Annotated in this window: 23 protein-coding genes; 20 read left to right on the top strand and 3 right to left on the bottom strand. The window is 63.6% G+C overall.

The features are described from left to right. The 3 genes from R3X27_RS05095 to R3X27_RS05085 all read right to left on the bottom strand — a co-directional run bounded on the left by R3X27_RS05095 (position 1) and on the right by R3X27_RS05085 (position 3,444). Positions 1 to 897, bottom strand: coding sequence for an ABC transporter permease (locus R3X27_RS05095; RefSeq protein WP_317707747.1), 897 nt, complete (start codon positions 895 to 897; stop codon positions 1 to 3). Between the two features lies 1 nt (position 898). After that, on the bottom strand, positions 899 to 1,816 hold the full coding sequence (locus tag R3X27_RS05090; RefSeq protein ID WP_317707746.1) for an ABC transporter permease: 918 nt from the start codon (positions 1,814 to 1,816) through the stop codon (positions 899 to 901). A gap of 107 nt (positions 1,817 to 1,923) precedes the next feature. After that, positions 1,924 to 3,444, bottom strand: coding sequence for an ABC transporter substrate-binding protein (locus tag R3X27_RS05085; RefSeq protein ID WP_317707745.1), 1,521 nt, complete (start codon positions 3,442 to 3,444; stop codon positions 1,924 to 1,926). Between R3X27_RS05085 and R3X27_RS05080 the strand changes: the two genes are divergently transcribed. From R3X27_RS05080 to R3X27_RS04985, 20 genes are all read left to right on the top strand, one after another. Further along, entirely contained in the window at positions 3,443 to 3,898 is a 456-nt protein-coding gene (locus R3X27_RS05080; RefSeq protein ID WP_317707744.1) for an IclR family transcriptional regulator C-terminal domain-containing protein, read from the top strand. The two genes, R3X27_RS05085 and R3X27_RS05080, sit on opposite strands and share 2 nt — an antisense overlap. Positions 3,899 to 4,161: 263 nt before the next feature. Continuing rightward, positions 4,162 to 4,953 carry a transporter substrate-binding domain-containing protein gene (locus tag R3X27_RS05075; protein WP_317707743.1) on the top strand — a complete coding sequence of 264 codons (792 nt, stop codon included), beginning with the start codon at positions 4,162 to 4,164 and terminating at the stop codon, positions 4,951 to 4,953. Positions 4,954 to 5,092: 139 nt separating this feature from the next. Then, a complete protein-coding gene (locus tag R3X27_RS05070) occupies positions 5,093 to 5,890 on the top strand; it encodes an amino acid ABC transporter permease (protein WP_317707742.1) in 798 nt (265 codons plus the stop codon). Between the two features lie 93 nt (positions 5,891 to 5,983). After that, the gene (locus tag R3X27_RS05065; RefSeq protein WP_317707741.1) at positions 5,984 to 6,286 is read left to right on the top strand and encodes a putative quinol monooxygenase; all 303 of its coding nucleotides are present in this window, start codon (positions 5,984 to 5,986) and stop codon (positions 6,284 to 6,286) included. A gap of 87 nt (positions 6,287 to 6,373) precedes the next feature. Next, positions 6,374 to 6,805: a DUF4399 domain-containing protein gene (locus R3X27_RS05060; protein WP_317707740.1), complete on the top strand. Its 432-nt coding sequence runs from the start codon at positions 6,374 to 6,376 to the stop codon at positions 6,803 to 6,805. 75 nt (positions 6,806 to 6,880) lie between these two features. Then, complete coding sequence (locus tag R3X27_RS05055; RefSeq protein ID WP_317707739.1) at positions 6,881 to 8,932, top strand: M3 family metallopeptidase; 2,052 nt, start codon at positions 6,881 to 6,883, stop codon at positions 8,930 to 8,932. Between the two features lie 287 nt (positions 8,933 to 9,219). After that, positions 9,220 to 10,413 (top strand): ADP-forming succinate--CoA ligase subunit beta, encoded by a 1,194-nt coding sequence (gene sucC / locus R3X27_RS05050; protein ID WP_317707738.1) that lies wholly within the window; start codon positions 9,220 to 9,222, stop codon positions 10,411 to 10,413. A gap of 5 nt (positions 10,414 to 10,418) precedes the next feature. Beyond that, the gene (sucD, locus tag R3X27_RS05045) at positions 10,419 to 11,300 is read left to right on the top strand and encodes a succinate--CoA ligase subunit alpha (protein ID WP_317707737.1); all 882 of its coding nucleotides are present in this window, start codon (positions 10,419 to 10,421) and stop codon (positions 11,298 to 11,300) included. 147 nt (positions 11,301 to 11,447) lie between these two features. Continuing rightward, a complete protein-coding gene (locus tag R3X27_RS05040; protein ID WP_317707736.1) occupies positions 11,448 to 12,020 on the top strand; it encodes a DUF805 domain-containing protein in 573 nt (190 codons plus the stop codon). A 52-nt stretch (positions 12,021 to 12,072) separates the two neighbouring features. Next, positions 12,073 to 15,024, top strand: a complete 2,952-nt coding sequence (locus tag R3X27_RS05035) for a 2-oxoglutarate dehydrogenase E1 component (RefSeq protein ID WP_317707735.1) — start codon at positions 12,073 to 12,075, stop codon at positions 15,022 to 15,024. A 4-nt stretch (positions 15,025 to 15,028) separates the two neighbouring features. Beyond that, complete coding sequence (gene odhB / locus R3X27_RS05030) at positions 15,029 to 16,522, top strand: 2-oxoglutarate dehydrogenase complex dihydrolipoyllysine-residue succinyltransferase (protein WP_317707734.1); 1,494 nt, start codon at positions 15,029 to 15,031, stop codon at positions 16,520 to 16,522. 6 nt (positions 16,523 to 16,528) lie between these two features. Then, positions 16,529 to 17,200 (top strand): hypothetical protein, encoded by a 672-nt coding sequence (locus R3X27_RS05025; protein ID WP_317707733.1) that lies wholly within the window; start codon positions 16,529 to 16,531, stop codon positions 17,198 to 17,200. 2 nt (positions 17,201 to 17,202) lie between these two features. Continuing rightward, positions 17,203 to 18,597 (top strand): dihydrolipoyl dehydrogenase, encoded by a 1,395-nt coding sequence (gene lpdA / locus R3X27_RS05020; RefSeq protein ID WP_317707732.1) that lies wholly within the window; start codon positions 17,203 to 17,205, stop codon positions 18,595 to 18,597. Positions 18,598 to 18,833: 236 nt separating this feature from the next. Further along, a complete protein-coding gene (gene def, locus R3X27_RS05015; protein WP_317707731.1) occupies positions 18,834 to 19,355 on the top strand; it encodes a peptide deformylase in 522 nt (173 codons plus the stop codon). Positions 19,356 to 19,357: 2 nt separating this feature from the next. Beyond that, positions 19,358 to 19,852: a peptide deformylase gene (gene def, locus R3X27_RS05010; protein ID WP_317707730.1), complete on the top strand. Its 495-nt coding sequence runs from the start codon at positions 19,358 to 19,360 to the stop codon at positions 19,850 to 19,852. Further along, the gene (gene def, locus R3X27_RS05005; protein WP_317707729.1) at positions 19,849 to 20,346 is read left to right on the top strand and encodes a peptide deformylase; all 498 of its coding nucleotides are present in this window, start codon (positions 19,849 to 19,851) and stop codon (positions 20,344 to 20,346) included. Before def (R3X27_RS05010) ends, def (R3X27_RS05005) begins: the two co-directional genes overlap by 4 nt. Positions 20,347 to 20,349: 3 nt before the next feature. Beyond that, positions 20,350 to 21,249 carry a methionyl-tRNA formyltransferase gene (gene fmt / locus R3X27_RS05000; RefSeq protein ID WP_317707728.1) on the top strand — a complete coding sequence of 300 codons (900 nt, stop codon included), beginning with the start codon at positions 20,350 to 20,352 and terminating at the stop codon, positions 21,247 to 21,249. A gap of 124 nt (positions 21,250 to 21,373) precedes the next feature. Next, the gene (locus tag R3X27_RS04995; protein ID WP_317707830.1) at positions 21,374 to 23,806 is read left to right on the top strand and encodes a ligase-associated DNA damage response DEXH box helicase; all 2,433 of its coding nucleotides are present in this window, start codon (positions 21,374 to 21,376) and stop codon (positions 23,804 to 23,806) included. Between the two features lie 235 nt (positions 23,807 to 24,041). After that, the gene (gene rsgA / locus R3X27_RS04990) at positions 24,042 to 25,127 is read left to right on the top strand and encodes a ribosome small subunit-dependent GTPase A (protein ID WP_317707727.1); all 1,086 of its coding nucleotides are present in this window, start codon (positions 24,042 to 24,044) and stop codon (positions 25,125 to 25,127) included. Between the two features lie 346 nt (positions 25,128 to 25,473). Continuing rightward, positions 25,474 to 26,721, top strand: coding sequence for a DUF2254 domain-containing protein (locus R3X27_RS04985; RefSeq protein ID WP_317707726.1), 1,248 nt, complete (start codon positions 25,474 to 25,476; stop codon positions 26,719 to 26,721). The last annotated feature ends 35 nt before the right edge of the window (positions 26,722 to 26,756 follow it).

The raw sequence follows: 26,756 nt of genomic DNA, 5'->3' as shown, positions 1-26,756 counted from the left end.
TCAGTTCCGTCCTTCGGGAGCCGTCACGTCGCGCAGCCCGTCGCCCATCAGGTTGATCGCCAGCACCAGCACGAACAGCACGGCCCCCGGGAGCAGGACCAGCCAGGGCTCGAACAGCATCATGTTCTTGCCCTCGCTGACCATCAGCCCCCTGGAGGGGGTTGGCGGTTGCACGCCCAGCCCGAGAAAGCTCAGCGCGGCTTCCAGCAGGATCGCATGGGCCATTTCAAGCGTGATGACCACGATCAGGTTGTTGAAGATATTGGGCATGATCTCGGCCAGCAGGATGCGCGGCGTGGAGGCGCCGATCACCTGCGCCGCGGCGACGTAATCGCGGCGGCTGACTTGCAGCGTCGAGGCGCGCATGACGACCGCGAAACGGTCCCAGAGCAACAGGCCCAGCACGCAGATCACCACCGTCAGCGAGCCGCCGAGGATCGCGACGACGGCCAGCGCCACGAGCACGACCGGCATTGCCAGCCGCACATTGATGAGGAAGGTCACGACCGTGTCGACCCAGCCGCCGAAATAGCCCGCCGCGACCCCCATCGCCGTGCCGATAATGCCCGAGATCAGCGCGGCCACGGCGCCGATCATCAGCGATACCCGCGCGCCATAGACCAGCCGGGACAGGTAGCCCCGGCCAAGGTGGTCGGTGCCCAGCGGGTGGTCCCATGTGCCGCCCATGAAGACCGGCTGCACCATGCGGTTCATCAGGCTCTGCGCGTGGGGATCATGCGGTGCCAGCAGCGGCGCGAAAAGCGCGACGAGCACGAGGAGCCCGACCACGGAGAGGCCGAAGAGAAGGCCCTTGTGGACCATCGCGCGGGTCTTGAACATCTCGGCAGGCGAGGGGCCCTGCACTTCGCGGAACAGGGGATCTGTGCTGTCAGTCACGTCAGGTGCTCCGCATGCGGGGGGCCAGCCAGGCGTTGAGAACGTCGGCGAGGAAGGTGAAGACGATGTAGAACATCGAGAAAACAAGGATCAGCGCCTGCACGGTCGGCAGGTCGTTGCGGGCAATGCTCTCCCAGGCGAGGAAGCCCGCGCCGTGCAGGGCAAAGACGGATTCGACCACGATCGAGCCGCCTAGCATGAAGCCCATCTGGACAGCGGCGAGGCTGACCACGGGGATGATCGCGTTGCGCAGGGCGTGTTTGAACAGCACCCGGCCTTCGCCGGCGCCCTTGGCCCGCGCGGTGCGGATGAAGTCGGAATTCAGCACGTCCAACATGCCCGCACGGGTGAGGCGCATGATCGCGGGCATGGCGCAATAGCCCAGAACGATGGTCGGCATGATGAAATGGCGCCAGCTGTTTGCGCCGGAGGGTGGCAGCCAGCCGAGCTGAATCGCGAAGACCACGATCAGGATCAGCCCGAACCAGAAGGAGGGCATAGCCTGCCCGGCGACAGACAGGAACAGCGCGATACGGTCGATGATGGAATTCGGTCGGATCGCCGCCGCCACGCCCAGCGGCACGGCGGTCAGCAGCGCGAAGGCGATACCGCAGACCCCCAGCGTCATGGTCACCTTGAGGCGCTCGGCGATCAGCCCGGAGACCGGCAGCTTGAAATAGTAACTCTCGCCGAAATCGCCCCGAATGGCCGAGAACAGCCACTCGCCATATTGCACGAGCATGGGCCGGTCGAACCCGTAGAGGCGTCGGATCGCCTCGATATCCTCGCCGCTGGCGGTTTCGCCCGCCAGGGCTGCGGCCGGGTCACCGGACAGGAATAGCAGCGAGAAGCTGATGAAACTGACCGTGAAGGCCACCAGCAAGGCAAGGCCCAGTCTATTCAGGATGAATGGAAGCATGGTGCACCTCGGGCCGCGGGCCTGTTGCCCGTGCATCTGGGAAGGGGGGATCGTCTCGCAAAGCCAATGGAAGCGTGAGGGAGGCGTGCCCCCTCACGTTGTTCGGCTCACTTCCAGGTCATGTCCACGAAGCGCAACACTTCGTCCGGCGTCGGCGTGTAGTCGACGTCGCCGGTGAAGATATAGTTGGTGTTGTCGCTGAACATTGGTACCCAGTAGGCGTCTCCCGAGATCTTCTGGATCGCCTTGGTGTAGTACTCGATGCGCTGCGCGGGGTCGGTCGCGCTGTCCGCAACCTCCAGCCACTCCAGAACCTCGTCATCGCGGGTATAGTCCAGCGAACCATGCTTGAAGAACTGGCTGACCATGGCCGAGGCATCGTTGATCGAATAGCTGCCCCAGGTCTGGAAGGAGAGCGCCACCTTGCCGTCCATGTTCAGCTCGCGCAGGGCCGAATATTGCAGCATCTTGAAATCCGTCTGGATGCCCACGGCATTCAGGTAGGACGCGATGGCTTCGGCATATTGGCGGTCGCGATAGACGTAGAAATCGACCGTGAGCCCGTCCGGGTAGCCTGCTTCCGCCAGCAGCACCCTGGCCTTCTCGGGATCGTACTCATATTCGGTCACATCCTGGATGCAGCCGAACTGGCTGGGGAAACACGGCGTGTAGACGACCCGGGACTTGCCCTGCAACAGGGCATCCACCAGTTCCTGACGGTTGATCGCGTGGTTGACCGCCTGGCGCACCTTCCGGTCGGCAAAGGGGGAGTCTTCCGTGCGGCCCGCCGAGTCCATCTGCAGGTAGCCCACCCGCATGGTGGATTCATTGGCGACAGTGAACTGGTCCATCTGCGCCAGCTTGTTGGCCTGATCCGCCGGAACCTGCCAGATCAGGTCGAGCGAGCCCGAGAACAGTTCGGCCATCTGCGTGTTCACGTCCGGAATGGTACGGATGTCGATGCGCTCCACCTCTGGCTGACCTTTCGGGCTGTCATGGTAGGCTTGGTTCTTTTCCAGCACGAAATGCTGGCCGGGGACGACCTCGACGACCTTGTAAGGGCCGGTGCCGACGGGCTTGAGCCCCATGCCGGAGGGGCCGGCCTCGGCATAGTACTGGTCGGGATACATGGAGACCGGGCCGGAGAGGAATTCGATCGCCGCCGGGAACTTGTCCTTGAGGGGAATGCGCACGGTGTAGTCGTCGACTTTCTCGGCCGAGTCCATCCAGTTCACATTGCGCTGCGTCTTCACGCCGTTCTCTTCCTTGGCGACGAAATTCACCGTGTAGACAACGTCATCGGCGTTGAAAGGCTCGCCGTTGTGGAAGGTGACGCCCTCCCGCAGCTTGAACTCCAGCGTGGTGTCGTCGATCCACTCCCAACTGGTCGCAAGGTTGCCGATATATTCGTTCGTGTCCGGATCACGATAAATCAGCCCGTCCCAGACCGCGCGTTGCAGGACAACGCCTTCGCGGGAGGAGTTGAAATAGCTGTCGACGTTTTCAAGCTCCTTGGTGAAGGCCACTTTCAGCGTGCCGGACGCCTTTTCGGCGACGGCCGGCATGGCCGCTGTCGTTGCCAGAATGAGAGCCAGTGCTGCGGAACGTTTGGTCGATATCGTGGTCATGAGAGAGACCGGGACCCTCGCCCAGATCTCCGGAGATCACATCATCTACTCGCTGCGCCTGCCAAACCAGCGCATGCATTTCGCCGCCAGTCTCATCGGGCGCCGGATAAATGCGCTGGGCACGGCGGGACGGGTAATGCTGGCGACATGGCCCGAGGCCGAGGCCCGAACCGCCTTCGAGACTTGGTCGATCCATCAGGTTACCCCTAAGACAATCACGGATCGAAGCAAGATCGCGCAGAGCGCCGCGCAGGCCGCACGCGATGGCTATTCCATCACGCAGGATCAGATGATCCTGAAGGAGATCAGTATTGCCGCCCCGATCCTGAATATCGACAGGCGGGCAGACGCCGCCGTTCAGGTCTCCGTGTCGAGCCTCAGCTATGACATCGATACGATCATGGACAAGATCCTCCCCACGCTGCTGGATGTCGCCGGCGGCATCCAGGGCTAAGGCCGATTGCAATCCATACACGCCGGATGTGCTTGCAGAACCGGGGCGCGTCCTTCACCAGCATCCGAAACTCAAGATCCGCCGGTGCGTTCGACGCGGCAGTCAGGATCTTGTGAACCCGTCTGGCGTTCCGGCCCGGAGACCGACGAAACGGGCTGGGAATCGCGTAACGCGCAAATCTGCCATGCTCGGAATCCTCCAGCATAGCTGGACCTTTTCCAAAGGCTGGCCATACTGCGCGCGAAGAAAAAAGGAGAACCTCGATGCATCTTGTCAGAACGCTCGCCGCTGCCGCGCTGGTCACGCTCGCCACCGGCCCGCTCTTGGCCGAAACGCCCGATCTTGGCGGGCGAGAGGTGACCGTCGTCACCGAGAATGCCTATCCGCCGCTGCAATTCGTTGACCCGAACACGGGCGAACCGGCAGGTTGGGAATATGACGCGATGGAAGAGATCGCCAAGCGTCTCAATATCGAGGTGGTCTACGAAAACATCTCCTGGGATGCGATGATCCCGGCTGTCTCGGAGGGCCAGTACGATCTTGGCATGACCGGTATCACCATCCGCGAAGACCGGATGGAGAAGGTTGATTTCTCCGACGCTTACTTGCGCTCCGAGATGCGGATGATCGTTGCCGGCGACGAGGACCGCTTCACGGACCACACCGAATTCGCCGCCAATGAAGACCTGCTGATCGGTGCCCAGCCTGGCACCACGCCCTTCTATGTCGGCATCTATTCGGTGCTGGACGGCGATGAACAGAACCCGCGCATGAAGCTCTTCGAGACCTTTGGTGCTGCCATCCAGGCGTTGCGCACCGGCGACATTGATCTCGCGCTCTCCGACGGCACAGCTGCCAATGGCTATGTCTCCGCGTCCGAAGGCAAGCTGAAGATCATCGGCGAGGCCTTGGGGACGGAAGATTTCGGCTTCATCTTCCCCAAGGGTTCGGATCTCGTCGCGCCGATGAATGCAGCCATCGCCGAGATGAAGGAAGACGGGACCATCGACGCGCTCAACAAGAAGTGGTTCCTCGATTTCAAGATGGGCGGCTGAGCCTGTCCGGCGCGCCACGCTCTGGGCGGGGCGCGCCACCTGCAACATTCCGGCGCGGGGCGTCGGGTGGCCATTGCGGCCAGGCGGGAATTCTTGCTATCGGAGCCGGGCTGCTGCGCGCCCTTCCCGAAAGGCATCCATGATCCCCCGGAACAAGAATGACGAAAGAGAGTTTCCCTGGTGGCTGGTCGTCGCCGGTGCGCTTGGCGCCTTCTTTCTCTATCGCATCCTTGCCGACGATCTCTACCGGCAGGTCCTGACCACGCTCTCCCGCGGTGTCGGCATCACGCTCTTCGTGACAGCCGTGGCCTTCACCTCGGCCTGCCTGATCGGGCTCGGCCTCGCCGTCGCCAGCCTCTCGCGCTACCGTCTGCTGCGCGAGCTGGCGCGCTTCTATACTGAGATCCTGCGCGGCCTGCCGATCCTCGTGCTTCTTCTCTATGTCGCGTTCGTCATTGCGCCGGGGATGGTCGCAGCGATCAACTGGGTTCTGGAAGGATTGGGACAGGAAACGATCCGGACGCGCGACTTCTCCTTGCTCTGGCGCGCCATTGTCGCGCTGACGCTGGGCTATTCGGCTTTCATAGCCGAGGTCTTCCGCGCCGGCCTGCTCTCGGTCGATGAGGGGCAGGTTGAGGCCGCCAAGGCGCTCGGTCTCAATGGCTGGCATCGCTTTCGCTTCATTGTCTTTCCGCAGGCGATCCGCACGATCCTGCCGCCGCTGGGCAATGACTTCATCGCCATGATCAAGGACAGCTCGCTGGTCTCCGTGCTCGGCGTGCTCGACATCACCCAGCTCGGGAAGGTCACCGCGGCCGGCAACTTCCACTATTTCGAGACCTATAACGTCGTCGCTTTCCTCTACCTGACGATGACGGTCACGCTGTCCCTGCTGCTGCGTCGGTTGGAAAGACATATGCGCCGCAAGCCGGGCTGACCTTCCGACGGAACAGGCCTTCTCCGCCGTTCAGGGATTGCAGCGACCGAGTCACGCACTTACGTGACATTCAATTCCAAGGAGGAGGGCAGCGTGAAGCCGCCAGTTTACTGTCTTGTGAGCGTCAAGGTCCGTAAAGAACGTCTGAACGATGCCCGCCGGCAGATGCGGCTGTTGGAGAAGGACGTTCTGTCCCGCGCCGGATGCCTTCAATATCACCACCTGCAGAACCTGGACGATCCGACCCGGTTCACCGGCTACGGCATCTTTGCCTCCCATTCCGATCTGGAAGCGCATTTCGAAATGATGAAGGCGCGCAGGACGGGCGACGATGCCTTGGATGGGATCATGGATCCGGACGTCGAGGTCACGGTACAGACGATGGACCGCATCTGACCGACTTTCCGTTAGGTTAGCTTCCGATTGAGTTCCTTCCGTGGGCGGCTATCCTCGGTTGTGCGTGAACAGAGGAGCCGACGCATCATGAAGAGAGTTCTTTTTGCCGCCCTTTTGGCGGCCAGTCCCGTTCTTGCCGAGACCAGCATGTCGCCTGAAGGTGCGAAAGTGTATTTCGCCAATATCGAAGATGGCGCGACCCTGTCCTCCCCGGTCGAGATCCAATTTGGTCTCGACGGAATGAAAGTCGCCCCGGCCGGAACCGAGATGGAGAGTTCGGGCCATCACCATATCCTCGTCGATCGCCCGCCGCTCGGCGAGGGCGAGGATGGCGCCGACGAGTTGCTCTACAGCCTTCCTGCGGACGAAAACCACGTGCATTTCGGCAAGGGGCAAACCGCGGTCGTGCTGGACCTGTCGCCGGGCGAGCATACGCTGCAACTAGTCCTGGGAGACCACAACCATATCCCGCATGACCCGCCGGTCGTGTCCGAGGTGATCACGATCACCGTTCAGTAACCGCGGGGCAGAGGGGCTGGAAAGCCCGGGCGGGGCAGCTTAGGTATCGGCGCAAGTCAAACCGGAGCCCCGCCCATGACCAACCCGCTTCTTGCCGAGCGCACGCAGCCCTTCGAGCTTCCCGACTTCTCCACCATTTCCGACAAGGATTTCGCCTCGGGGTTCGAGACCGCGCTGGCCGCGGCCCGGGCCGAGATCGACGCCATTGCCAACTGCCCGGAACCGCCGAGTTTTGCCAATACCATCGAGGCGCTGGAACTGGCCGGCAAGGAGCTGTCGGATGTGCTCTCGGTCTTCTTCCTGCTGGCGGCGGTGGATTCGAACCCGGCGCGGGAGGCCCTGCAACGGGATTTCTCGCCGAAACTGGCGGAATACGGCTCCGATGTGTCTCTCAATGTGCCGCTGTTCGAACGGGTCGATACGCTCTGGCAGGCGCGCGCGACGCTGGATCTCTCCGAGGAACAGGCGCGGGTTCTGGAGCTGACGCATCGCAGCTTCCGCCGCTCCGGCACGGCGCTGGACGCCGCCGGGCGGGCGCGTCTGCGCCAGATCAACACCCGTCTGGCCGAGTTGGGCACAGCCTTCGGCCAGAACCTGCTCGCAGATGAGCGGGACTGGTACATGGAGCTTTCCGAAGACGATCTCGACGGGTTGCCCGGCTTCGTCGTGGACACGGCGCGGGCCGCCGGGGCCGAGAAGGGGATAGACGGGCCAGTTGTGACGCTGTCGCGCTCGCTGATCGTGCCGTTCCTGCAATTCTCGCCGCGCCGCGCCCTGCGCCAGCGCGCCTATGAAGCCTGGGTCTCGCGTGGGGCCGGCGGGGGCGAGACGGATAACCGGGCGATGGTCGCAGAGATGCTGGCGCTGCGCCATGAGAGCGCGCAGCTGCTGGGCTATGAGAGCTTCGCCGATTTCCGGCTCGAGCCGGAGATGGCCAAGACGCCGGATGCGGTGCGGGAGCTGCTGATGCAGGTCTGGGCGCCGGCGCTCAAGCGGGCGAGCTATGACAATTTCCATCTCGAGCGCGCGATGGTGGCCGATGATGGCGACATGCCGCTGCAGCCCTGGGACTGGCGCTATTATTCGGAGAAACGACGCAAGGCCAAGCATGACCTCGACGAGGCCGAGCTCAAGCCCTATCTCCAGCTCGACCGGATGATCGAGGCCGCCTTCGACTGCGCCAACCGTCTTTTCGGCCTCGAATTCGCACCGCTCGATCTGCCGCTGCACCACCCTGATGTCCGCGCCTGGGAGGTGAGCCGCGACGGTCGGCACATGGCCGTCTTCATCGGCGACTATTTTGCTCGCTCCGGCAAGCGCTCCGGGGCCTGGTGCTCGGCGATGCGCAGCCAGCAGAAGCTCGCTGGCGAGATCCGTCCGCATGTGCTCAATGTCTGCAACTTTGCCAAACCCGCAGAGGGATCGCCGGCGCTGCTCTCCTATGACGATGCGCGCACGCTCTTCCACGAGTTCGGCCATGCGCTGCACCAGATGCTGAGCGACGTGACCTATGAGAGCATCTCCGGCACCTCCGTGCCGCGCGATTTTGTCGAACTGCCGAGCCAGCTCTATGAGCATTGGCTTGAGGTGCCGGACGTACTCCGGCGCTTCGCCACCCATGCCGAGACTGGCGAGGCCATGCCGCAGGAGATGCTCGACGCGGTGCTGGCAGCGGCCAATTACGACATGGGCTTCCAGACAGTGGAATTCATCGCCTCGGCGCTGGTCGACCTGGAGTTCCATGCCGGCGAGCCGCCGGCGGATCCGATGCAGAAACAGGCGGAGGTGCTGGAAGGCATCGGGATGCCTGAGGCGATCCGGATGCGCCACGCCACGCCGCATTTTGCCCATGTCTTCTCTGGTGGCGGTTACGCCTCGGCCTATTACAGCTACATGTGGTCGGAGGTCATGGATGCGGACGCGTTCCAGGCCTTCCTTGATGCCGGGGACCCGTTCGACGCTGAAACCGCCGCCGCGCTGGAGGCTAATATCCTCTCCGCCGGCGGGCTGCGGGAGCCGGACATGCTCTACACCGCGTTTCGCGGGCGGCTGCCTGCGGTCGAGGCATTGCTGGACGGGCGCGGGCTGTTGACGGAGCCGGTCGAGGAGCCGACGCATTCGCATTGATGCTTTTCGGGGCCCTCGGCGCGTCGAATGATGCAGCCTGCATTTTCGCTGTTTCGGGGCCGGAAATACCACGATGACACATGTTTGCGCTATCTTGGGCCTTGCCTGCAGAGGTTGATTCCCTTCGGGGTGATACCAATTCCAAAGTTTTGTGATCACAGTTTTTTCCGCTGTGATCACAAATGACGGTTTTTTCCCGGATTCCCCTGTCTGAACACATAAAACAGTTTGATTGCACACCGTGGCATGCCAATCAGGAAAAAATCGAAGCAAGACGGGACAGTTTCATGAACATCCATGAATACCAGGCGAAGGCTCTCCTTCGCGACTTCGGCGCCCCGGTCAGTGACGGCCGTATCGTCTACAAGGCGGAGAATGCAAAAACCGCCGCGGGTGAAATCGACGGACCGCTCTGGGTCGTCAAGGCCCAGATCCATGCTGGTGGCCGCGGCAAAGGCTCCTTCAAGGAGCCCGAAGCTGGCGACAAGGGCGGTGTTCGCCTCGCCAAGTCGGTCGAGGAGGCCGCGGAAGAGGCGCGCAAGATGCTCGGCCGCACGCTCGTCACCGAGCAGACCGGTCCGGCGGGCAAGGAAGTCCACCGCGTCTATATCGAGGATGGCTGCAACATCCAGCGCGAACTCTACCTCGCCCTGCTGATCGACCGCCAGACCTCGCGCATCTCCTTCGTCTGCTCCACCGAGGGCGGCATGAATATCGAAGAGGTCGCTGCCGAGACCCCCGAGAAGATCCTTTCCTTCTCCGTCGACCCGGCCACCGGCTACCACGGCTACCATGGCCGCCGCATCGCCTTCATGCTCGGCCTCGAGGGCCCGCAGGTGAAGCAATGCGTTGCGCTGATGAAGACGCTCTACCGGATGTTCGTCCAGAAGGACATGGACATGCTGGAGATCAACCCGCTGGTTGTTTCCGACAGCGGCGATCTCAAGTGCCTCGATGCCAAGATGGCCTTCGACGGCAACGCGCTCTATCGCCACCCGGACGTGGCCGCGCTGCGCGACGAAACTGAAGAGGACTCGAAGGAGCTGGAAGCCAGCAAGTTCGACCTCAACTACATCGCGCTGGACGGCGACATTGGCTGTATGGTGAACGGCGCAGGTCTGGCCATGGCGACGATGGACATCATCAAGCTCTATGGCGCCGAGCCGGCGAACTTCCTCGATGTTGGCGGTGGCGCCACCACGGAGAAGGTCACCGAAGCCTTCAAGATCATCACCTCCGACCCGAACGTGAAGGGCATTCTGGTGAACATCTTCGGCGGCATCATGCGCTGTGACGTGATTGCCGAGGGTGTGATCGCCGCGGTGAAAGAAGTTGGCCTGCAGGTTCCGCTGGTTGTCCGTCTTGAGGGCACGAATGTGGAGAAGGGCAAGGAAATCATTGCCACCAGCGGTCTCAACGTGATCGCGGCGGACGATCTGGCCGATGGCGCCCAGAAGATCGTCGCAGCGGTGAAAGGATAAGAAGAATGGCTGTTCTCGTTGACGAAAACACAAAGGTGATCTGCCAGGGCTTCACCGGCTCGCAGGGCACGTTCCACTCCGAGCAGGCGATTGCCTATGGCACCAAGATGGTCGGCGGCGTGACGCCGGGCAAGGGTGGCAACACCCATCTCGGCCTGCCGGTCTTCGACTCGGTCCACGAAGCCAAGGCCCGCACCGAGGCCAACGCGACCGTGATCTACGTGCCGCCCCCCTTTGCCGCCGATTCGATCCTCGAGGCGATCGATGCCGAGATGGAGCTGATCGTCTGCATCACCGAGGGTATCCCGGTCATGGACATGCAGACCGTCAAGCGCGCGCTGATGGACAGCAAGTCGCGCCTGATCGGCCCGAACTGTCCAGGTGTCATCACGCCCGACGCCTGCAAGATCGGCATCATGCCCGGCCATATCCACAAGCGCGGCTCGGTGGGCGTCGTCTCCCGCTCCGGCACGCTGACCTATGAGGCGGTCAAGCAGACCTCCGATTCCGGTCTGGGCCAGTCTTCCGCTGTCGGCATCGGCGGCGACCCGATCAAGGGCACCGAGCATATCGACGTGCTGGAGATGTTTCTGGCCGATGACGAGACGCAGTCGATCATCATGATCGGCGAGATCGGTGGCTCGGCCGAAGAGGAAGCCGCGCAGTTCCTCGCCGATGAGAAGAAGAAGGGCCGCTGGAAGCCGACCGCTGGTTTCATCGCCGGCCGCACGGCGCCTCCGGGCCGCCGCATGGGCCATGCCGGTGCGATTGTCGCCGGTGGCAAGGGCGGCGCCGAGGACAAGATCGAGGCCATGATGTCGGCCGGGATCACCGTCGCCGAAAGCCCGGCACATCTCGGGCAGGCCGTCCTCAAGGCGATTGGCTGAGACTGAACCTTCCGGCGCCCTCTCACAGGGCGCCGGGTTTTCGAAATGACTTCAGGGACGTGCAGAGGCGGCTTCGCGATTTGACACCCTTTGGCGGTAAAGGGCCTGTATCGGGAACGCGTCTTGCCTCGCGAGGAGGGGACTGAGATGGGACTGATCGAAGCGACGAGAACCTGCTTTTCGAAATACGCCACATTCTCGGGTCGTGCATCGCGCCCCGAGTTCTGGTGGTTCATGCTGACCTATGCGATCTGCATGGGCGTGGCCTCCTTCCTAGACATCTCGGCATTCGGCGAGACCGTCAGCACGGTCGCCAGCACCGAGACGGAGGCGGGAAGCACGGCTGCGGCCAACGTCGAAGTTACCACCCGCCACCACCCGGTACAGTCGATAACCTGGCTTGTTTTCTTCCTGCCATTGCTGGCCGCCGCCTGGCGCCGCATGCAGGATACGGGCCGTCCGGGCTCCGTCCTGCTTTTGCCAATAATCATCTCTCTTGCCGCTGGAATTTTCCTTTTCCTGGGGGTACTTGGGTTCAGCCTGCTGGAAATGATCGGGCTTGACGGACAGGTGCTCCGGGCGCTTGCGAGCGCGATGGGGATTGCCGGGCTGATCGGCTCGCTGGTGCTTCTGCTGGCTATGCGGATCCTGATCCTCGTCTGGCTGATCCGGCCGAGCGTGAAGGGCCCGAACGAATATGGCCGGCAACCGGCCCACTGAACGCAACCGGCCGCGCGGAGGCGGCAAGAAGAACAAAGTCAAAGGTGCGACGATGACCGAACACAGCCCCAACGATATCTTCCACGCCTCGAGCTTCCTGCAGGGCCATAACGCAGAATATGTCGAGCAACTCTACGCCCGCTATTCGAACGACCCCAGTTCGGTCGACGAGGCCTGGGGGGAGTTCTTTCGGCAACTCGGCGATGGCGAGAAAGAAGTGAAGGCTGAAGCGACCGGCCCGTCCTGGGCGCGGCCCTCGAACTTCATGGCCGACGAACTGACCGCGGCGCTGACCGGCGAATGGGCCGAGCCGGAGGTCCGCGAGGCGGGAAAGAAGATCAAGGCGAAGGCCAACGAAAAGGGCGTCGAGATTTCCGACGACCAGGTCAAGCGCGCTGTGCTCGATTCCGTCCGTGCGCTGATGATCATCCGTGCCTATCGGATCCGGGGCCATCTCGTCGCCGAGCTCGACCCGCTCGGGATGCGCGATGCGACACCGCATCCGGAGCTCGACCCAGCCTCCTATGGCTTCAAGGACGCGGACATGGACCGTCCGATCTTCATCGACAACGTGCTCGGCCTGCAAGTGGCCTCGATGCGCCAGATCCTGGAGATCGTGAAGCGGACCTATTGCGGCACCTTCGCGCTGCAATACATGCATATTTCCGACCCCGAGCAATCCTCCTGGCTCAAGGAGCGGATCGAGGGTTTCGGCAAGGAGATCCACTTCACCCGTGAAGGTCGCCGCGCGATCCTGAACAAGCTGGTTGAGGCCGAGGGCTTCGAAAAGTTCCTCCATGTCAAATACATGGGCACCAAGCGTTTCGGCCTGGACGGAGGCGAAAGCCTGATCCCGGCGATGGAGCAGATCATCAAGCGCGGCGGCGCGCTGGGCGTGACCGATGTCGTGATCGGCATGCCGCACCGTGGGCGCCTGAGCGTGCTCGCCAACGTGATGAGCAAGCCTTACCGCGCGATTTTCAACGAATTCCAGGGCGGCTCCTTCAAGCCCGAGGACGTGGATGGCTCGGGTGATGTGAAATACCACCTCGGCGCCTCCTCGGACCGTGAGTTCGACGGCAACTCGGTGCACCTGTCGTTGACCGCCAACCCGTCTCACCTCGAAGCCGTGAACCCGGTCGTTCTCGGCAAGTCCCGCGCCAAGCAGGACCAGAACAACGACCAGCTGCGCACCTCCGTTATGCCGATCCTGCTGCACGGCGATGCCGCCTTTGCCGGGCAAGGGGTCGTGGCCGAGTGTTTCGCGCTTTCGGGCCTCAAAGGGCACAAGACAGGTGGCACGATGCACATCGTTGTCAACAACCAGATCGGCTTCACCACAGCGCCGCACTTCTCGCGCTCCTCGCCCTATCCGACGGATAACGCGCTGGTCGTGGAAGCGCCGATCTTCCACGTCAACGGGGACGACCCCGAGGCGGTTGTGCATGCTGCGAAAGTGGCGACGGAGTTCCGGCAGAAGTTCCACAAGGACGTGGTGATCGACATCTTCTGCTACCGCCGGTTTGGTCACAACGAGGGCGACGAGCCCATGTTCACCAACCCGATCATGTATAACAACATCAAGCGTCACAAGACGACGCTGGCGCTCTACACGGAGCGGCTGGTTAAGGACGGCCTCATCCCCGAGGGTGAGATCGAGGATATGAAGGCGGCCTTCCAGGCCAAGCTCAACGACGAGTTCGAGGCCGGCAAGGAGTTCAAGCCCAACAAGGCGGATTGGCTGGACGGCCGCTGGTCGCATCTCGACCGCGAGGGCGACAGCTACCAGCGCGGCGAAACCGCGATCAAGAGCGAGACCTTCGACGAGGTCGGCAGGGCGCTGGTCTCCGCGCCCGAGGGCTACCCGCTGCACAAGACGGTTGGCCGGCTTCTCGACGCCAAGAAGAAGATGTTCGAGAGCGGGCAGGGCTTCGACTGGGCCACGGGCGAGGCGCTGGCCTTCGGCTCGCTGATGACCGAGGGCTATCCGGTGCGCCTTGCGGGGCAGGATTCCACCCGCGGCACCTTCTCGCAGCGCCATTCGGGCTTCACCAACCAGCAGACGGAAGAGCGCTACTACCCGCTCAACAATGTCCGCGAGGGCCAGGCGCATTACGAGGTGATCGACTCGGCGCTGTCCGAATATGCCGTGCTCGGGTTCGAATATGGCTACTCGCTGGCCGAACCGAATGCGCTGACGCTCTGGGAAGCGCAGTTCGGCGATTTCGCCAATGGCGCGCAGATCATGTTCGACCAGTTCATCTCCAGCGGCGAGAGCAAGTGGCTGCGGATGTCGGGGCTTGTCATGCTGATGCCGCATGGTTTCGAAGGGCAGGGGCCGGAGCACAGCTCCGCGCGCCTCGAGCGCTGGCTGCAGCTCTGCGGCTCGGATAACTGGATCGTCGCGAACTGCACGACGCCGGCGAACTACTGTCACATCCTGCGCCGCCAGCTCCACCGGAGCTTCCGCAAGCCGCTGGTGCTGATGACGCCGAAATCGCTGCTGCGCCACAAGTTCTGTATCTCCAACCGTGAGGATTTCGTCGAGGGTTCGTCCTTCCACCGCGTCCTCTGGGACGATGCCCAGAAGGGCAATTCGGAGATGGACCTCAAGCCCGACAGCGAAATCAAGCGCGTCGTGATGTGCTCGGGCAAGGTCTATTACGACCTGCTGGAAGAGCGCGATGCGCGCGGCCTGGACGATGTCTACCTGCTCAGGATCGAGCAATTCTACCCGTTCCCGGCGATCTCGCTGGTCAAGGAGCTTGAGCGCTTCAAGGGCGCCGAGATGGTCTGGTGCCAGGAAGAGCCCAAGAACCAGGGCGGCTGGACCTTCATCGAGCCGAATATCGAATGGGTGCTGACCCGTATCGGCGCAACGAATAAACGTCCGTCCTATGCCGGGCGCTCCGCCTCTGCCTCGCCCGCCACGGGCCTGGCCTCCATCCATAAAGCACAGCAAGCGGCGCTCATCGATGAAGCGCTGACTATCGAAGGGAAGTGAAGCAATGACCATTGAAGTCCGCGTGCCCACCCTGGGCGAAAGCGTCACCGAGGCCACAGTCGCCACCTGGTTCAAGAAGCCCGGCGATGCCGTTGCTGTCGACGAGATGCTGTGCGAGCTGGAGACCGACAAGGTAACGGTCGAAGTGCCCGCCCCCGCCGCTGGCGTGCTGGGCGAGATCGTCGCCGGGGAAGGTGAAACTGTCGGTGTCGATGCGCTGCTGGCCACTCTGGCCGCCGGTGACGGCGCAGCACCTGCTCCCGCCGCTGAAGCGCCGGCCGACGCCGCTGCTGCGCCGACCGCATCCGGCGGAGGCGCTGCTGTCGATGTCATGGTGCCGACGCTGGGCGAGAGCGTCACCGAAGCCACCGTCTCGATCTGGTTCAAGGCTGTTGGCGATGCCGTCGCGCAGGACGAGATGCTCTGTGAGCTGGAGACGGACAAGGTCTCCGTCGAGGTGCCGTCGCCCGCTTCTGGTGTGCTGACCGAGATCTCCGCGCCGGAAGGTTCGACCGTCGATGCCACCGCCCGGCTGGCCGTCATCTCCGCCGGCGAAGGCACCGCCGCCCCGGCTGCTGCCGCGCCCGCCGCTGCTGCCCCGGCCGCTGCCAAGGACGTGGCCGACGCGCCCTCCGCGCGCAAACTCATGGCCGAGAAAGGCATCGAGTCTGCTGCCGTTTCCGGCTCCGGTCGTGATGGCCGGGTGATGAAGGAAGACGTCATCGCCGCGCTGAACAAGCCCGCCGCCAAGCCTGCCGCCCCGGCCGCCCCGCGCGCCCCGGTCCCGGCCGAGGATGCGGTGCGCGAAGAGCGGATCAAGATGACCCGCCTGCGCCAGACCATCGCCCGCCGCCTCAAGGACGCGCAGAACAACGCCGCGATCCTGACCACCTTCAACGAGGTGGATATGACGGAGACGATGGCCCTGCGCAGCCAGTACAAGGAAGAATTCGAGAAGCGCCACGGCGTCCGCCTCGGCTTCATGTCCTTCTTCACCAAGGCCTGTGCCGCCGCCCTCAAGGAGGTCCCGGAGGTCAACGCCGAGATCGACGGCGACGAGATCGTCTACAAGAACTTCGTCCATATGGGCATCGCCGCCGGAACGCCGCAGGGCCTCGTCGTTCCGGTCATCCGTGACGTGGACCAGATGGGCTTTGCCGAGATCGAGGCCGCGATTGCCGAGAAGGGCCGCCGCGCCCGCGACGGCAAGCTCTCCATGGCCGAGATGCAGGGCGGCACCTTCACCATCTCCAATGGTGGCGTCTACGGCTCGCTGATGTCCTCGCCGATCCTCAACCCGCCGCAATCGGGCATCCTCGGCATGCACAAGATCCAGCAGCGCCCGATGGTCATCAATGGCGAGATCGTCGCCCGCCCGATGATGTACCTGGCGCTGAGCTACGATCACCGCATCGTCGACGGCAAGGGCGCCGTGACCTTCCTCGTCAAGGTCAAGGAAGCGCTGGAAGACCCGCGCCGCCTGCTGATGGATCTGTAGGAAAAAATGCTAGGAAGTGCCGTAGCACTAACGTCTTCTATTCCGAGTGCGTTCTCCGCACTCGGAGTAGGTGCTGTTGGGTTCGTTTCTGCGGCAATTCTGGTTTCAACGTGGCCGCCTGAGAGGCTTGGGATCGAGAAGGTCGATCTGCCCTCGAAGATGGCAACTTCAGAGACTCTATCGTCGCTCTTTCCGATCGCGTTGGCCTTCGCAGGGCTTGCCTTCGCCTACGCTCTTGGCTTGGCTATGATAAGCTTGGGCGGGCGTCTAAGGGTCAGTTTTTGGGGCGGTTTTGATCCGCAAAGGGCGGCCTTTGTAGCTCAATCTCGGAACGAGTTCCTGCAAAAGTCCTATTTGGAGTTGAAGGCAGCAAATAGCATTCTTGACGGGCTTGGGATCTCCAGCTTCTTTTTCTTTGCCTCGTCGGCTGCCGCAATGAGCCAAGTGAACGGGTGGGCTTTCGCACTGATCGGCTTGGCGGTCGCGTGTAGCTCTTGTTGGACCTTTTGGCGTGAGGTCGATCAAAGAAATCGCGAGTTTGACGAGGTCGTTCTTGCCTTTCAGCAATACTCAACCCGAGACGAAAGCCGCGTGACCTTAAACACGCCGACCGATCCAAATCACACAGCGACAACGAACACGGTCGTTGAAGTCGCAACTACTCCTGAGGGAAACTAACCATGGCAAGCTATGACGTCATCGTAATCGGCGCCGGCCCCGGCGGCTATGTCTGCGCTATCCGCTGCGCCCAGCTCGGGCTCAAGACAGCCGTTGTCGAAGGGCGCGAGACGCTCGGCGGCACCTGCCTCAATGTCGGCTGCATCCCCTCCAAGGCGCTGCTCCATGCCTCGCATATGCTGCACGAAGCAGAACATAATTTCGGAGCCATGGGCCTCAAGGGCAAGTCGCCTTCCGTGGACTGGAAAGAGATGCTGGGCTTCAAGCAGGGCGTGATCGACACCAATACCAAGGGTGTCGAGTTCCTGTTCAAGAAGAACAAGATCGACTGGCTCAAGGGCTGGGGCTCGATCCCGGAGGCCGGCAAGGTCAAGGTCGGGGACGAGGTCCACGAGGCCAGGCATATCATCATCGCCTCCGGTTCCGACGCGGCCTCGATCCCGGGTGCCGAGGTGAGCATCGACGAGAAGATCGTCGTCACCTCCACCGGCGCGCTTGAGCTGCCGAAGATCCCCAGGAAGATGATCGTTGTCGGTGCTGGCGTGATCGGGCTGGAGCTTGGCTCGGTCTACAAGCGGCTCGGCTCCGAGGTCACGGTCATCGAGTTCATGGATGGCGTGACGCCGGGCGCCGATGCCGAAGTTGCGCGGGCTTTCCAGAAGATCCTCAAGAAGCAGGGGCTGGACATCATCACCGGCGCCGCTGTTTCCAAGGTCGAGACGCTCAAGACCAAGGCCAAGGTCAGCTACAAGAAGCGCAAGGATGACAGCGAGCATCAGCTCGACGCCGATGTCGTTCTCGTGGCCACCGGCCGTCTTCCCTACACCGAAGGGCTGGGGCTGGACACGCTGGGCGTCAAGATGTCCAAGCGCGGCCAGGTCGAGGTCGATGCACATTACCGGACCAACGTTCCGGGCGTCTACGCGATTGGCGATGTGATCGACGGCCCGATGCTCGCGCACAAGGCCGAGGACGAGGGCGGCGCGGTGGCCGAGATGATCGCCGGGCAGAAGCCGCATATCGATTACAACCTGATCCCCGGCGTGATCTACACCACCCCGGAGGTTGCCTCTGTCGGCGCGACGGAAGAGCAGCTGAAGGAGGCCGGGCGCGCCTACAAGGCCGGCAAGTTCAACTTCATGGGCAATGGCCGCGCCAAGGCGATGATGCAGTCCGACGGCTTCGTGAAGATCCTTGCCGACAAGGAAACGGACCGCATTCTCGGCGCTCATATCATCGGCCCGGTTGCCGGCGAGATGATCCACGAGATCTGCGTTGCGATGGAGTTCGGCGCCTCGGCTGAGGATCTTGCCCGGACCTGCCATGCGCACCCGACCTGCTCGGAAGCCGTGCGCGAAGCCGCAATGGCTTGCGGCGACGGACCGATCCACGCCTGATCAAACGCCCCGTCCGCACACGGTTCGTGCGGACGGGGCGGATACTCGCGTCGGTCGCGCGGATGCACACCGCTCCCGTGATCTGACCGATCTCTGTCCGGGATTCCCAGCAACACCGGCCGGCCCATTCGACGAACTCCCCGACAGCTCTCCAAACTGCTCGAAATTGCGCCCTTGGCGTCAAGGATCGTCGCCACGATGTTGCGCCCTCGTCAGGCATCGCCTACATCCCCTGCATGGCTTTGCGTTCGATCCTCATCCACCCCGACCCCCGCCTCAAGAAGGTCTGCGATCCTGTCGCCGATCTCTCCGACGAGCTGCGCCTGCTCGCCGATGATATGCTTGAGACCATGTATGACGCGCCCGGCATTGGGCTTGCCGCCCCGCAGATCGGCATCAACCAGCGCCTGATCGTGCTCGATTGTGTGCGCGAGGAAGAAGGTCCGCCGCGCCCTATGATCATGTTCAACCCGGAAGTGGTGGCGTCCTCGGACGAGAAAAACACCTATGAGGAGGGTTGCCTCTCGATCCCCGAGCAATATGCTGATGTCGAGCGCCCCACCGATGTCACCGTGCGCTGGATAGACCGCAACGGCGCCGAGCAGCAGGAGAGCTTTGACGGGCTCTGGTCAACCTGCGTGCAGCACGAGATCGACCACCTGAACGGCGTGCTCTTCATCGATTATCTCAAGCCGCTCAAGCGCCAGATGATCACTCGAAAGATGCAGAAGCTCAAGCGCGAGCGCGCGCGGGGCTGAACATGGCGCGACTGGATATCGTCACCTTCCCGAACCCGATGCTGGCGCGCGACTGCCTCCCCGTCGGCGAGATCGATGCCGAAATCCGGACTCTCGCCGAGAACATGCTGGAGACGATGTATGCCGCCGAGGGGCGCGGGCTGGCCGCGCCGCAAGTCGGTCATGCGCTTCGGCTCTTCGTGATGGACGAGGGCTGGAAGGAGCGCGCCCCTGCGCCGCGCATCTTCATCAATCCCGAAATCACCTGGACCTCGCCAGAGACGCAGATCACCGCCGAAGGGTGTCTGTCGATCCCGGGGGTCGAGGCCCGTGTCGAGCGCCCGGCGCAGATCCACATGCGATGGACTGCGATCGATGGCTCTCCGCAAGAGGAGGATCTGCACGGTTTCGCCGCCATCTGCGCCCAGCACGAGCTGGACCATCTCGACGGCATCATCACGCTGGACCGCATCGACCGCCAAACCCGCCTGGCCCTGATCGAGGAATATCGCGCGTGAGCCCACGCCCCTTCCTGCCCTGGCCAGACAAGCGCCTGCGTTCACCTGCCGAACCGGTTGGCGCGATCACCGACGAGATCCGAGCCATCTGGGACGATATGGTCGACACGATGGAAGCCATGCCCGGGCTCGGCCTTGCCGCGCCGCAGATCGGCGTGATGCTGCGGCTGGCGGTTGTCGATTGCTCGACCGAGCGCGGGCAGGTGATCCGCCTGGCCGATCCGGAGATCCTCGAGGCGTCCGAGGCGCTCTATGCCCATGACGAGGCCAGCCCGAACCTTCCCGGCGTGCATGCGCGCCTGAAGCGCCCGGCGCGGGTCGAGATCGCCTTCACCGATCCGACCGGCGCGCGCGTTCAGCGGGTTTTCGAGGATCTCTGGGCGACCTCGGTTCAGCACCAGATCGACCACCTGAACGGGCGGATGTATTTCGACAGGCTGAGCCGCATGAAACGCGAAATGCTGCTGAAGAAGGCCCTCAAGGCGAAAGGATAAGCTATGAAGATCGTCTTCATGGGAACCCCGGACTTTTCGGTCCCGGCGTTGAATGCGCTGGTCGAGGCCGGACATGAGATCGTCGCGGTCTATTCCCAGCCGCCGCGACCGGCCGGACGTGGCAAGAAGGAACGGCCAAGCCCGGTTCAGGCGCGCGCAGAAGCGCTTGGTCTGCCGGTGCGCCACCCGGTCTCGCTGCGCCCACAGGAGGCGAAGGACGACTTCGCTGCCTTTGGCGCCGATATTGCGGTCGTGGTGGCCTATGGCCTGATCCTGCCGCGCGCGGTGCTTGATGCGCCGAAACATGGCTGCCTCAATATCCACGCCTCGCTGCTGCCGCGCTGGCGCGGCGCGGCGCCGATCCACCGCGCGATCATGTCGGGCGATGCGGAGACGGGGATCTGCATCATGCAGATGGAGGCCGGGCTCGACACAGGTCCGGTGCTGCTGCGCCGCGCGACGCCGATTGGTGCCGGGGACACTACCGCCGATCTGCACGACCGGCTTGCCGGGATGGGCGGCGAGATGATCGTCGAGACATTGGCGGGCCTGTCCGAGCTGTCGCCGGAGGTCCAACCCGACGAGGGCGTCACCTATGCCGAGAAGATCGACAAGTCCGAGGCAAGGATCGACTGGACCCGGACTGCCGCCGAAATCGACCGCCAGATCCGCGCGCTCTCGCCCTTCCCGGGCGCCTGGTGCGAGGTGGCGGGCGAGCGGGTGAAGCTCCTGCGCAGCCGGCTTGCGGATGGGACCGGAGTGCCGGGACAGGTGCTGGACGGGTTCTCGGTTGCCTGCGGTGACGGGGCCATCGAGATTCTCGAAGCGCAGCGGCAGGGAAAGCGGCCGATGCCGACTGGGGAGATCCTGCGTGGACTGACCCTTCCGGATCGACTGGACTGACGGAGCGCGCACGGGCAGACATGGCTTCAAGGCGTTGCGACTGATCTCGCATATCCCAACACGTCCACTCCCCGCGATGCGATACGATCTGGAAGCCCTGCCGCGAGAGCGCTACCTTGCCCTCATGCCCGCCCCGCTCCCCCCAGTTTTCAGGGACTGGTTCGCCACCCGTGGCTGGACCATTCACCCCCACCAGCAACAGATGCTGGACCGCGCAGAGGCACCGGCCCTCCTCCTCGTCGCTCCCACCGGCGGCGGCAAGACCCTTGCCGGCTTCCTGCCCAGCCTCGCCGAACTCGCCGACGGCCAGCATACCGGCCTCCACACGCTCTATATCTCTCCGCTCAAGGCGCTCGCCGCCGATATTCGCCGCAACCTCTCTGCGCCGGTTGCGGAGATGGCTCTCCCCATCCGCATCGAGGACCGCACCGGCGACACTTCCGCCACGAAGAAGAAACGCCAGCGCGCCGACCCGCCGCATATCCTGTTGACCACGCCCGAATCCCTCGCGCTGCTGACCTCCTATGAGGACGCCCCGCGCATCTTCGCCGGCCTCTCCCGTGTCATCATCGACGAGATCCACGCGCTGGCCGAGAGCAAGCGGGGCGATCAACTCATGCTCGCCCTCTCGCGGCTCGAAACCCTCGCGCCGGGGCTGCGCCGCGTGGGCCTCTCGGCCACGGTGGATGATCCGCAGGCCATCGGCCACCTTCTTGCCCGTCACCCCGACCCGGTCGATATCCTTCAGGCCGATCCCGGCCCCGCCCCGGACATCGCCATGCTGGAGACCGAGACCCCGCCTCCGTGGTCCGGAGGGGGCGGGCGCTACGCGATCCCGGAAGTGCTGGAGCAGGTCCGCCAGCACCGGACCACACTGATCTTCCACAACACCCGCGCCCAGGCCGAGATCTTCTTTCATCACCTGTGGCTCGCCAATGAGGACAGCCTGCCCATTGGCATCCATCACGGTTCTCTCTCGCGCGAACAGCGCGAGCGGGTCGAGGCGGCCATGGTGGCAGGCCAACTGCGCGGGATCGTCTGCACCGGATCGCTTGATCTCGGCATCGACTGGGGCGATGTCGACCTTGTCCTGCAGGTCGGCGCGCCAAAGAATGTCAAACGGCTGGTTCAGCGTATCGGGCGGGCCAACCACCGCTACAATGCGCCCTCCAAGGCGCTGCTCGTCCCCGCAAACCGCTTCGAGATCATCGAATGCCAAGCCGCGCTGGAAGCCGCCCGGATCGGCGATCTCGACGGCGAACCGCGCGGCCCCGGCCCGCGCGACGTGCTCTGCCAGCAGATCCTGATCGCCGCCTGCTCTGGCCCCTTCTGCGCCGATACGCTCTACGAAGAAGTCTCCCGCGTCGGCGCCTATTCCGCACTGTCCCGCGCGGATTTCGATGCCTGTCTCGATTTCTGCGCCACCGGAGGCTACGCCTTGCGCGCCTATGACCGCTGGCAAAGGCTGAAGCAGCGCCCGGACGGGCTCTGGAAGCTGCGCGATCCGCGTGCCGCGCAGCGTATCCGGATGAATATCGGCACGATCCAGGACACGGATACGCTCAAGGTCCGGCTCAAGAACCGTGGCGGCGGCAAGCCACTGGGCGAAGTTGAGGAGAGCTTCGCGGCGACCTTGAGCCAAGGTGACACCTTCCTCATTGGTGGCAAGATCGTCCGGTACGAGGGGTTGCGCGAGATGACGGTCGAGGTCACGCGCCATGCCGCGAAACGCCCCCGTGTCGCCGTCTTCTCGGGCTCCAAGTTTTCCGCCTCGACCCGGCTGATGGACCGCATCCTCGACATGTTGCGCCAGCCGGACTGGCCGGCCCTGCCGCAACACACGCGCGACTGGCTGGCGTTGCAGCGGGACCTCTCGCGTCTGCCCCGCCGCGACCGGCTGCTGGTCGAGAGCTTCCCGCTGGACGGCCGGGAACATGCCTGTTTCTACGGCTTTGCCGGCAAGAACGCGCAGCAAACGCTCGGCTTGCTGCTGACGCGGCGGATGGAGCAAGAGGGGCTGGACCCGCTCGGTTTCGTTTCCACCGATTACGCGACGCTGATCTGGGGGCTTGAGCCCCTGCGCGACGCAGGTCCGCTCTTCGACCGTGCTGCCCTGCGCGACGGGTTGGAGAGCTGGCTTGCGGGCAATGCGGTGATGAAGCGGAGCTTTCGGGCCTCGGCGATCATTGCCGGGCTGATCGAGCGCAACATGGCCGGAACACGCAAGAGCGGGCGGCAGGCAACATTTTCTTCCGACATTCTCTATGACACGCTGCTGAAATACGACCCCGACCACCTGCTGATGCAGATCACCCGGGAGGAGGCGCTGCGCGGGTTGGTCGATCTCGGCAGGATCGAGGAGATGCTCGACCGGGTGGGGAACCGGATCGACCATGTCGCGTTGGACCGCGTCTCGCCCTTCGCCGCGCCGCTTTTGCTGGAGGTCGGCAAGGTGCCGGTGCAGGGCGCGGGGCGCGAACGGTTGCTGGCCGAGGAAGCGGCACGGCTGATGGCCGAAGCCGGGCTGGGCGAAACGGACACACTGCCAAAACCCTGACAGCGTGGCCACGTGCCACGGGTTGAAACCGCCCTGCGGACCCCCTACCTTCCGGGCATCGAAGATGGAGCTTTTATGGCCTGGTAAGGGTGGGGATGGCAGCAGGCCGTCCCGTTGCAGAACACAGCGCGAGACACGCCCGACAAGCGCGGAGTGTGGCTATTGTTTTGCGTCTTTTCTCCAAAACCTTACAATTCCGGCGAAAGCCGGGACGGCATCATGAAAGCATGACCCAATGACACGGGATTTTTCCCAATTCTTCTCCTCCGCCGCGACGCCGGACTCCGCCCGCCGGGACCGACCGCTGATCGAGAAACTCGGCTGGCAGCCCTTTTTCGCTCAGCAGACCAATGCCGACGCGCTGACACAGACGCCCCCCGTCCGCGTGGTCGAGGTGCATCGCAACGGCTTGCACGTGATTGGCGACGGGATCGACGCGCTGGTTCCGCCCCGGCTGGAGGCGACGGTTGGCGACTGGCTGCTCTTCGACCGGGAGAATCCCGCCGACAGCGAGCTTCTGCACCGCAAGAGCCTCTTCAAGCGGCGCGCGCCCGGCAAGGAGCGGCACCTCCAGCTCATCGCGGCAAATATCGACACCGCCTTCATCGTCACCTCCTGCAATGACGATTTCAACGTCGCGCGGCTGGAACGCTATTTGGCGCTGTCTTTCGAGGCCGAAGTGGAGCCGGTCATCCTGTTGACCAAGACGGATCTCTGTTCGGATATTGCGCCCTTCACCGAAACCGCAGGCGCGATCTCGGATCGCGTGGTGGTGGTGGAGCTCAATGCGTTGAGCGCCGAGCCCGCTGCCCGGCTTGCCCCGTGGTGCCGGCCCGGCCAGACGGTCGCCTTCCTTGGCTCGTCCGGTGTTGGCAAATCCACATTGGTCAACGCGCTCTTTGGGGAAGAGGCCGTCGAAACCTCGGGGATCCGGGAGGATGACAGCAAGGGACGCCACACCACGACCCGTCGCCAGTTGCACCTCGTCCCGCAGGGATGCACGGTCCTGGACACACCGGGGATGCGGGAGTTGCAACTCGCGGATGCGCTGGACGGCATCGCAGATCTGTTCGACGATCTCGCAAACCTGGCCACGCGCTGCCGCTTCAACGACTGTCAGCATGAGACAGAGCCGGGCTGTGCAATTCGGGCTGGGCTGGAGAGCGGCGAGGTCGATCCGGCGCGGCTTTCGCGCTGGCAGAAACTGGCCGCCGAGGAACGATTCAACTCCGCCAGCCTCGCCGAGCGCAGGGCCAACGACAAGGCGTTCGGGAAGATGGTCCGGTCGGTGATGGAGGCGAAGAAGAAGCGGAAGAGGTAGGGGTCGGGGCCGGGCATTGGAAGGATCTTGCCGCGCTCTTCCGGGATGCCGGAAAGCAGCGATTGCGGAGCGCCGGAGGTCACCGGCGCTGTCAAGCGGAACAGGGTGCGTCCCGGGCCGTTCTCGTTTGAAGGTGCCGACGCGCGCGCTCATGATGTCGATTCGGCGCAAGAACCGGGCTTTCCTACCGTGATCCAGGTTGCGGCTTGGGACAGACCCGAGGCGGCGCCGGAAAATCGGCAGGGATGCCGTGTGAAGAGGAGATATGCATGCGTCTTCAGTCATTTGAAACCGGCCTGGCATCCAGCCCCTCTTGCTGGGGCCGGATGTGATGGGCGGGGCGGGGATGTCCGGACAACGGCTCACGGGGTCGCGCGCTTGGCTGGCCAAGGTGCTGGGAGACCTGCGTGCGAGCTACTGGGCCGTGCCCGGGCTCTGCCTCGTCGGGGCGCATCTGCTGGCCGCGCTCACGCTGCTGGCGGACCGGCACCATCCGGAGCTGGCCGCCGCCATGCCCACCGCCTTCCCGGACATGCAGGCCGCGGGCGCGCGGGGGCTCCTGACATTGATGGCCAGTTCCGTGATCGGCGTGGCCGGTGTCATGTTCTCGATGACCATGGTGGCGGTGTCCTTTGCATCGGGGAATTTTGGCCCGAGGCTGATCGGAAACTTCATGCGCGATCGTGGCACCCAATGGTCGCTCGGCATCCTTGTCGGCACATTCGCTTTCTGCCTCCAGATCCTGAGGGCCGTACAGCCGGGAAGTAATGCGGACGGTTTCCTGCCCAGCCTGTCGCTTAACGCGGCCCTGTGGCTGACCCTGATCTCGACCTGCACGATGGTCTATTTCGTGCATCACGTCCCCGAAATCATCAAGGTGAGCAATATTGCGGCCGCGCTTGGCCGCCGGCTCGAAACCTGCCTGCGCGAAGAGATCGGCGCCGCTCCCAGCGATGCTGCGTGGCAGATCCCGGCGGGCGACCCGGTGGCGCGGCCCAGCCTCGGACGCTCGGGCTATGTGCAGACCCTCGACACGGATCGCTTGCAGGATATCGCGGATTGCAACCAATGGCGTCTCCGCCTCTGCGCACAGCCCGGCGATTTCGTGGCGGCCGGAATGCCGGTCCTCGAGGTCTTCGCGGAAGACGGCGCGAGAGCGCCGGACGACCGTGATCATGGAGCGCTTTGTGCCTGCTTTGCCATCGGGGATGAACGGACCGAAAACCAGGATCTGACCTTCCTGGTCGATCAACTGGTCGAAATGACGGCCCGGGCCCTGTCATCCGGCGTGAATGACCCGTTTACCGCCTGTGATTGCCTCAACCGGATGTACGCGGCGCTCGATGTCCTGCTGACCTGCCCAACCGGGGCACCGCAGGATGAGTACGGGCAGATGGGACGGAACCGGACGACGTTTTGCGGCTTGCTCGAGAGATCCTTTGCCGCGAGCTGTCCCTATATCGTCACCGACAGGATGGTGTGCGACCATGCATCCGTGCTTGTCGCCCGGCTGCGAGCCTCGGCGCGGACCGATCGCGACATCGAAGCGTTGGACAGGCTGGCCGAAGGTCTGAATGGGGCGAAACCGGCCTGACGGCACCCTGCTGTCGGGCGACGCCGTGGCATCCA

The sequence above is a fragment of the Tropicimonas sp. TH_r6 genome (assembly GCF_033101155.1).
Lineage (GTDB): Bacteria > Pseudomonadota > Alphaproteobacteria > Rhodobacterales > Rhodobacteraceae > Tropicimonas.
Note: the sequence above shows the minus strand (reverse complement) of the source record. Positions and strands in the feature narration are given on the sequence as shown.

Bases quoted from the DNA above. Each gene is read 5' to 3' on its own strand.
- R3X27_RS05090 (WP_317707746.1), bottom strand. From the start codon at position 1,816: ATGCTTCCATTCATCCTGAATAGACTGGGCCTTGCCTTGCTGGTGGCC.
- R3X27_RS05080 (WP_317707744.1), top strand. From the start codon at position 3,443: ATGAGAGAGACCGGGACCCTCGCCCAGATCTCCGGAGATCACATCATC.
- R3X27_RS05085 (WP_317707745.1), bottom strand. From the start codon at position 3,444: ATGACCACGATATCGACCAAACGTTCCGCAGCACTGGCTCTCATTCTG.
- R3X27_RS05075 (WP_317707743.1), top strand. From the start codon at position 4,162: ATGCATCTTGTCAGAACGCTCGCCGCTGCCGCGCTGGTCACGCTCGCC.
- R3X27_RS05070 (WP_317707742.1), top strand. From the start codon at position 5,093: ATGATCCCCCGGAACAAGAATGACGAAAGAGAGTTTCCCTGGTGGCTG.
- R3X27_RS05060 (WP_317707740.1), top strand. From the start codon at position 6,374: ATGAAGAGAGTTCTTTTTGCCGCCCTTTTGGCGGCCAGTCCCGTTCTT.
- R3X27_RS05055 (WP_317707739.1), top strand. From the start codon at position 6,881: ATGACCAACCCGCTTCTTGCCGAGCGCACGCAGCCCTTCGAGCTTCCC.
- sucC (WP_317707738.1), top strand. From the start codon at position 9,220: ATGAACATCCATGAATACCAGGCGAAGGCTCTCCTTCGCGACTTCGGC.
- sucD (WP_317707737.1), top strand. From the start codon at position 10,419: ATGGCTGTTCTCGTTGACGAAAACACAAAGGTGATCTGCCAGGGCTTC.
- R3X27_RS05040 (WP_317707736.1), top strand. From the start codon at position 11,448: ATGGGACTGATCGAAGCGACGAGAACCTGCTTTTCGAAATACGCCACA.
- R3X27_RS05035 (WP_317707735.1), top strand. From the start codon at position 12,073: ATGACCGAACACAGCCCCAACGATATCTTCCACGCCTCGAGCTTCCTG.
- odhB (WP_317707734.1), top strand. From the start codon at position 15,029: ATGACCATTGAAGTCCGCGTGCCCACCCTGGGCGAAAGCGTCACCGAG.
- R3X27_RS05025 (WP_317707733.1), top strand. From the start codon at position 16,529: ATGCTAGGAAGTGCCGTAGCACTAACGTCTTCTATTCCGAGTGCGTTC.
- lpdA (WP_317707732.1), top strand. From the start codon at position 17,203: ATGGCAAGCTATGACGTCATCGTAATCGGCGCCGGCCCCGGCGGCTAT.
- def (WP_317707731.1), top strand. From the start codon at position 18,834: ATGGCTTTGCGTTCGATCCTCATCCACCCCGACCCCCGCCTCAAGAAG.
- def (WP_317707730.1), top strand. From the start codon at position 19,358: ATGGCGCGACTGGATATCGTCACCTTCCCGAACCCGATGCTGGCGCGC.
- fmt (WP_317707728.1), top strand. From the start codon at position 20,350: ATGAAGATCGTCTTCATGGGAACCCCGGACTTTTCGGTCCCGGCGTTG.
- R3X27_RS04995 (WP_317707830.1), top strand. From the start codon at position 21,374: ATGCCCGCCCCGCTCCCCCCAGTTTTCAGGGACTGGTTCGCCACCCGT.
- rsgA (WP_317707727.1), top strand. From the start codon at position 24,042: ATGACACGGGATTTTTCCCAATTCTTCTCCTCCGCCGCGACGCCGGAC.
- R3X27_RS04985 (WP_317707726.1), top strand. From the start codon at position 25,474: ATGTCCGGACAACGGCTCACGGGGTCGCGCGCTTGGCTGGCCAAGGTG.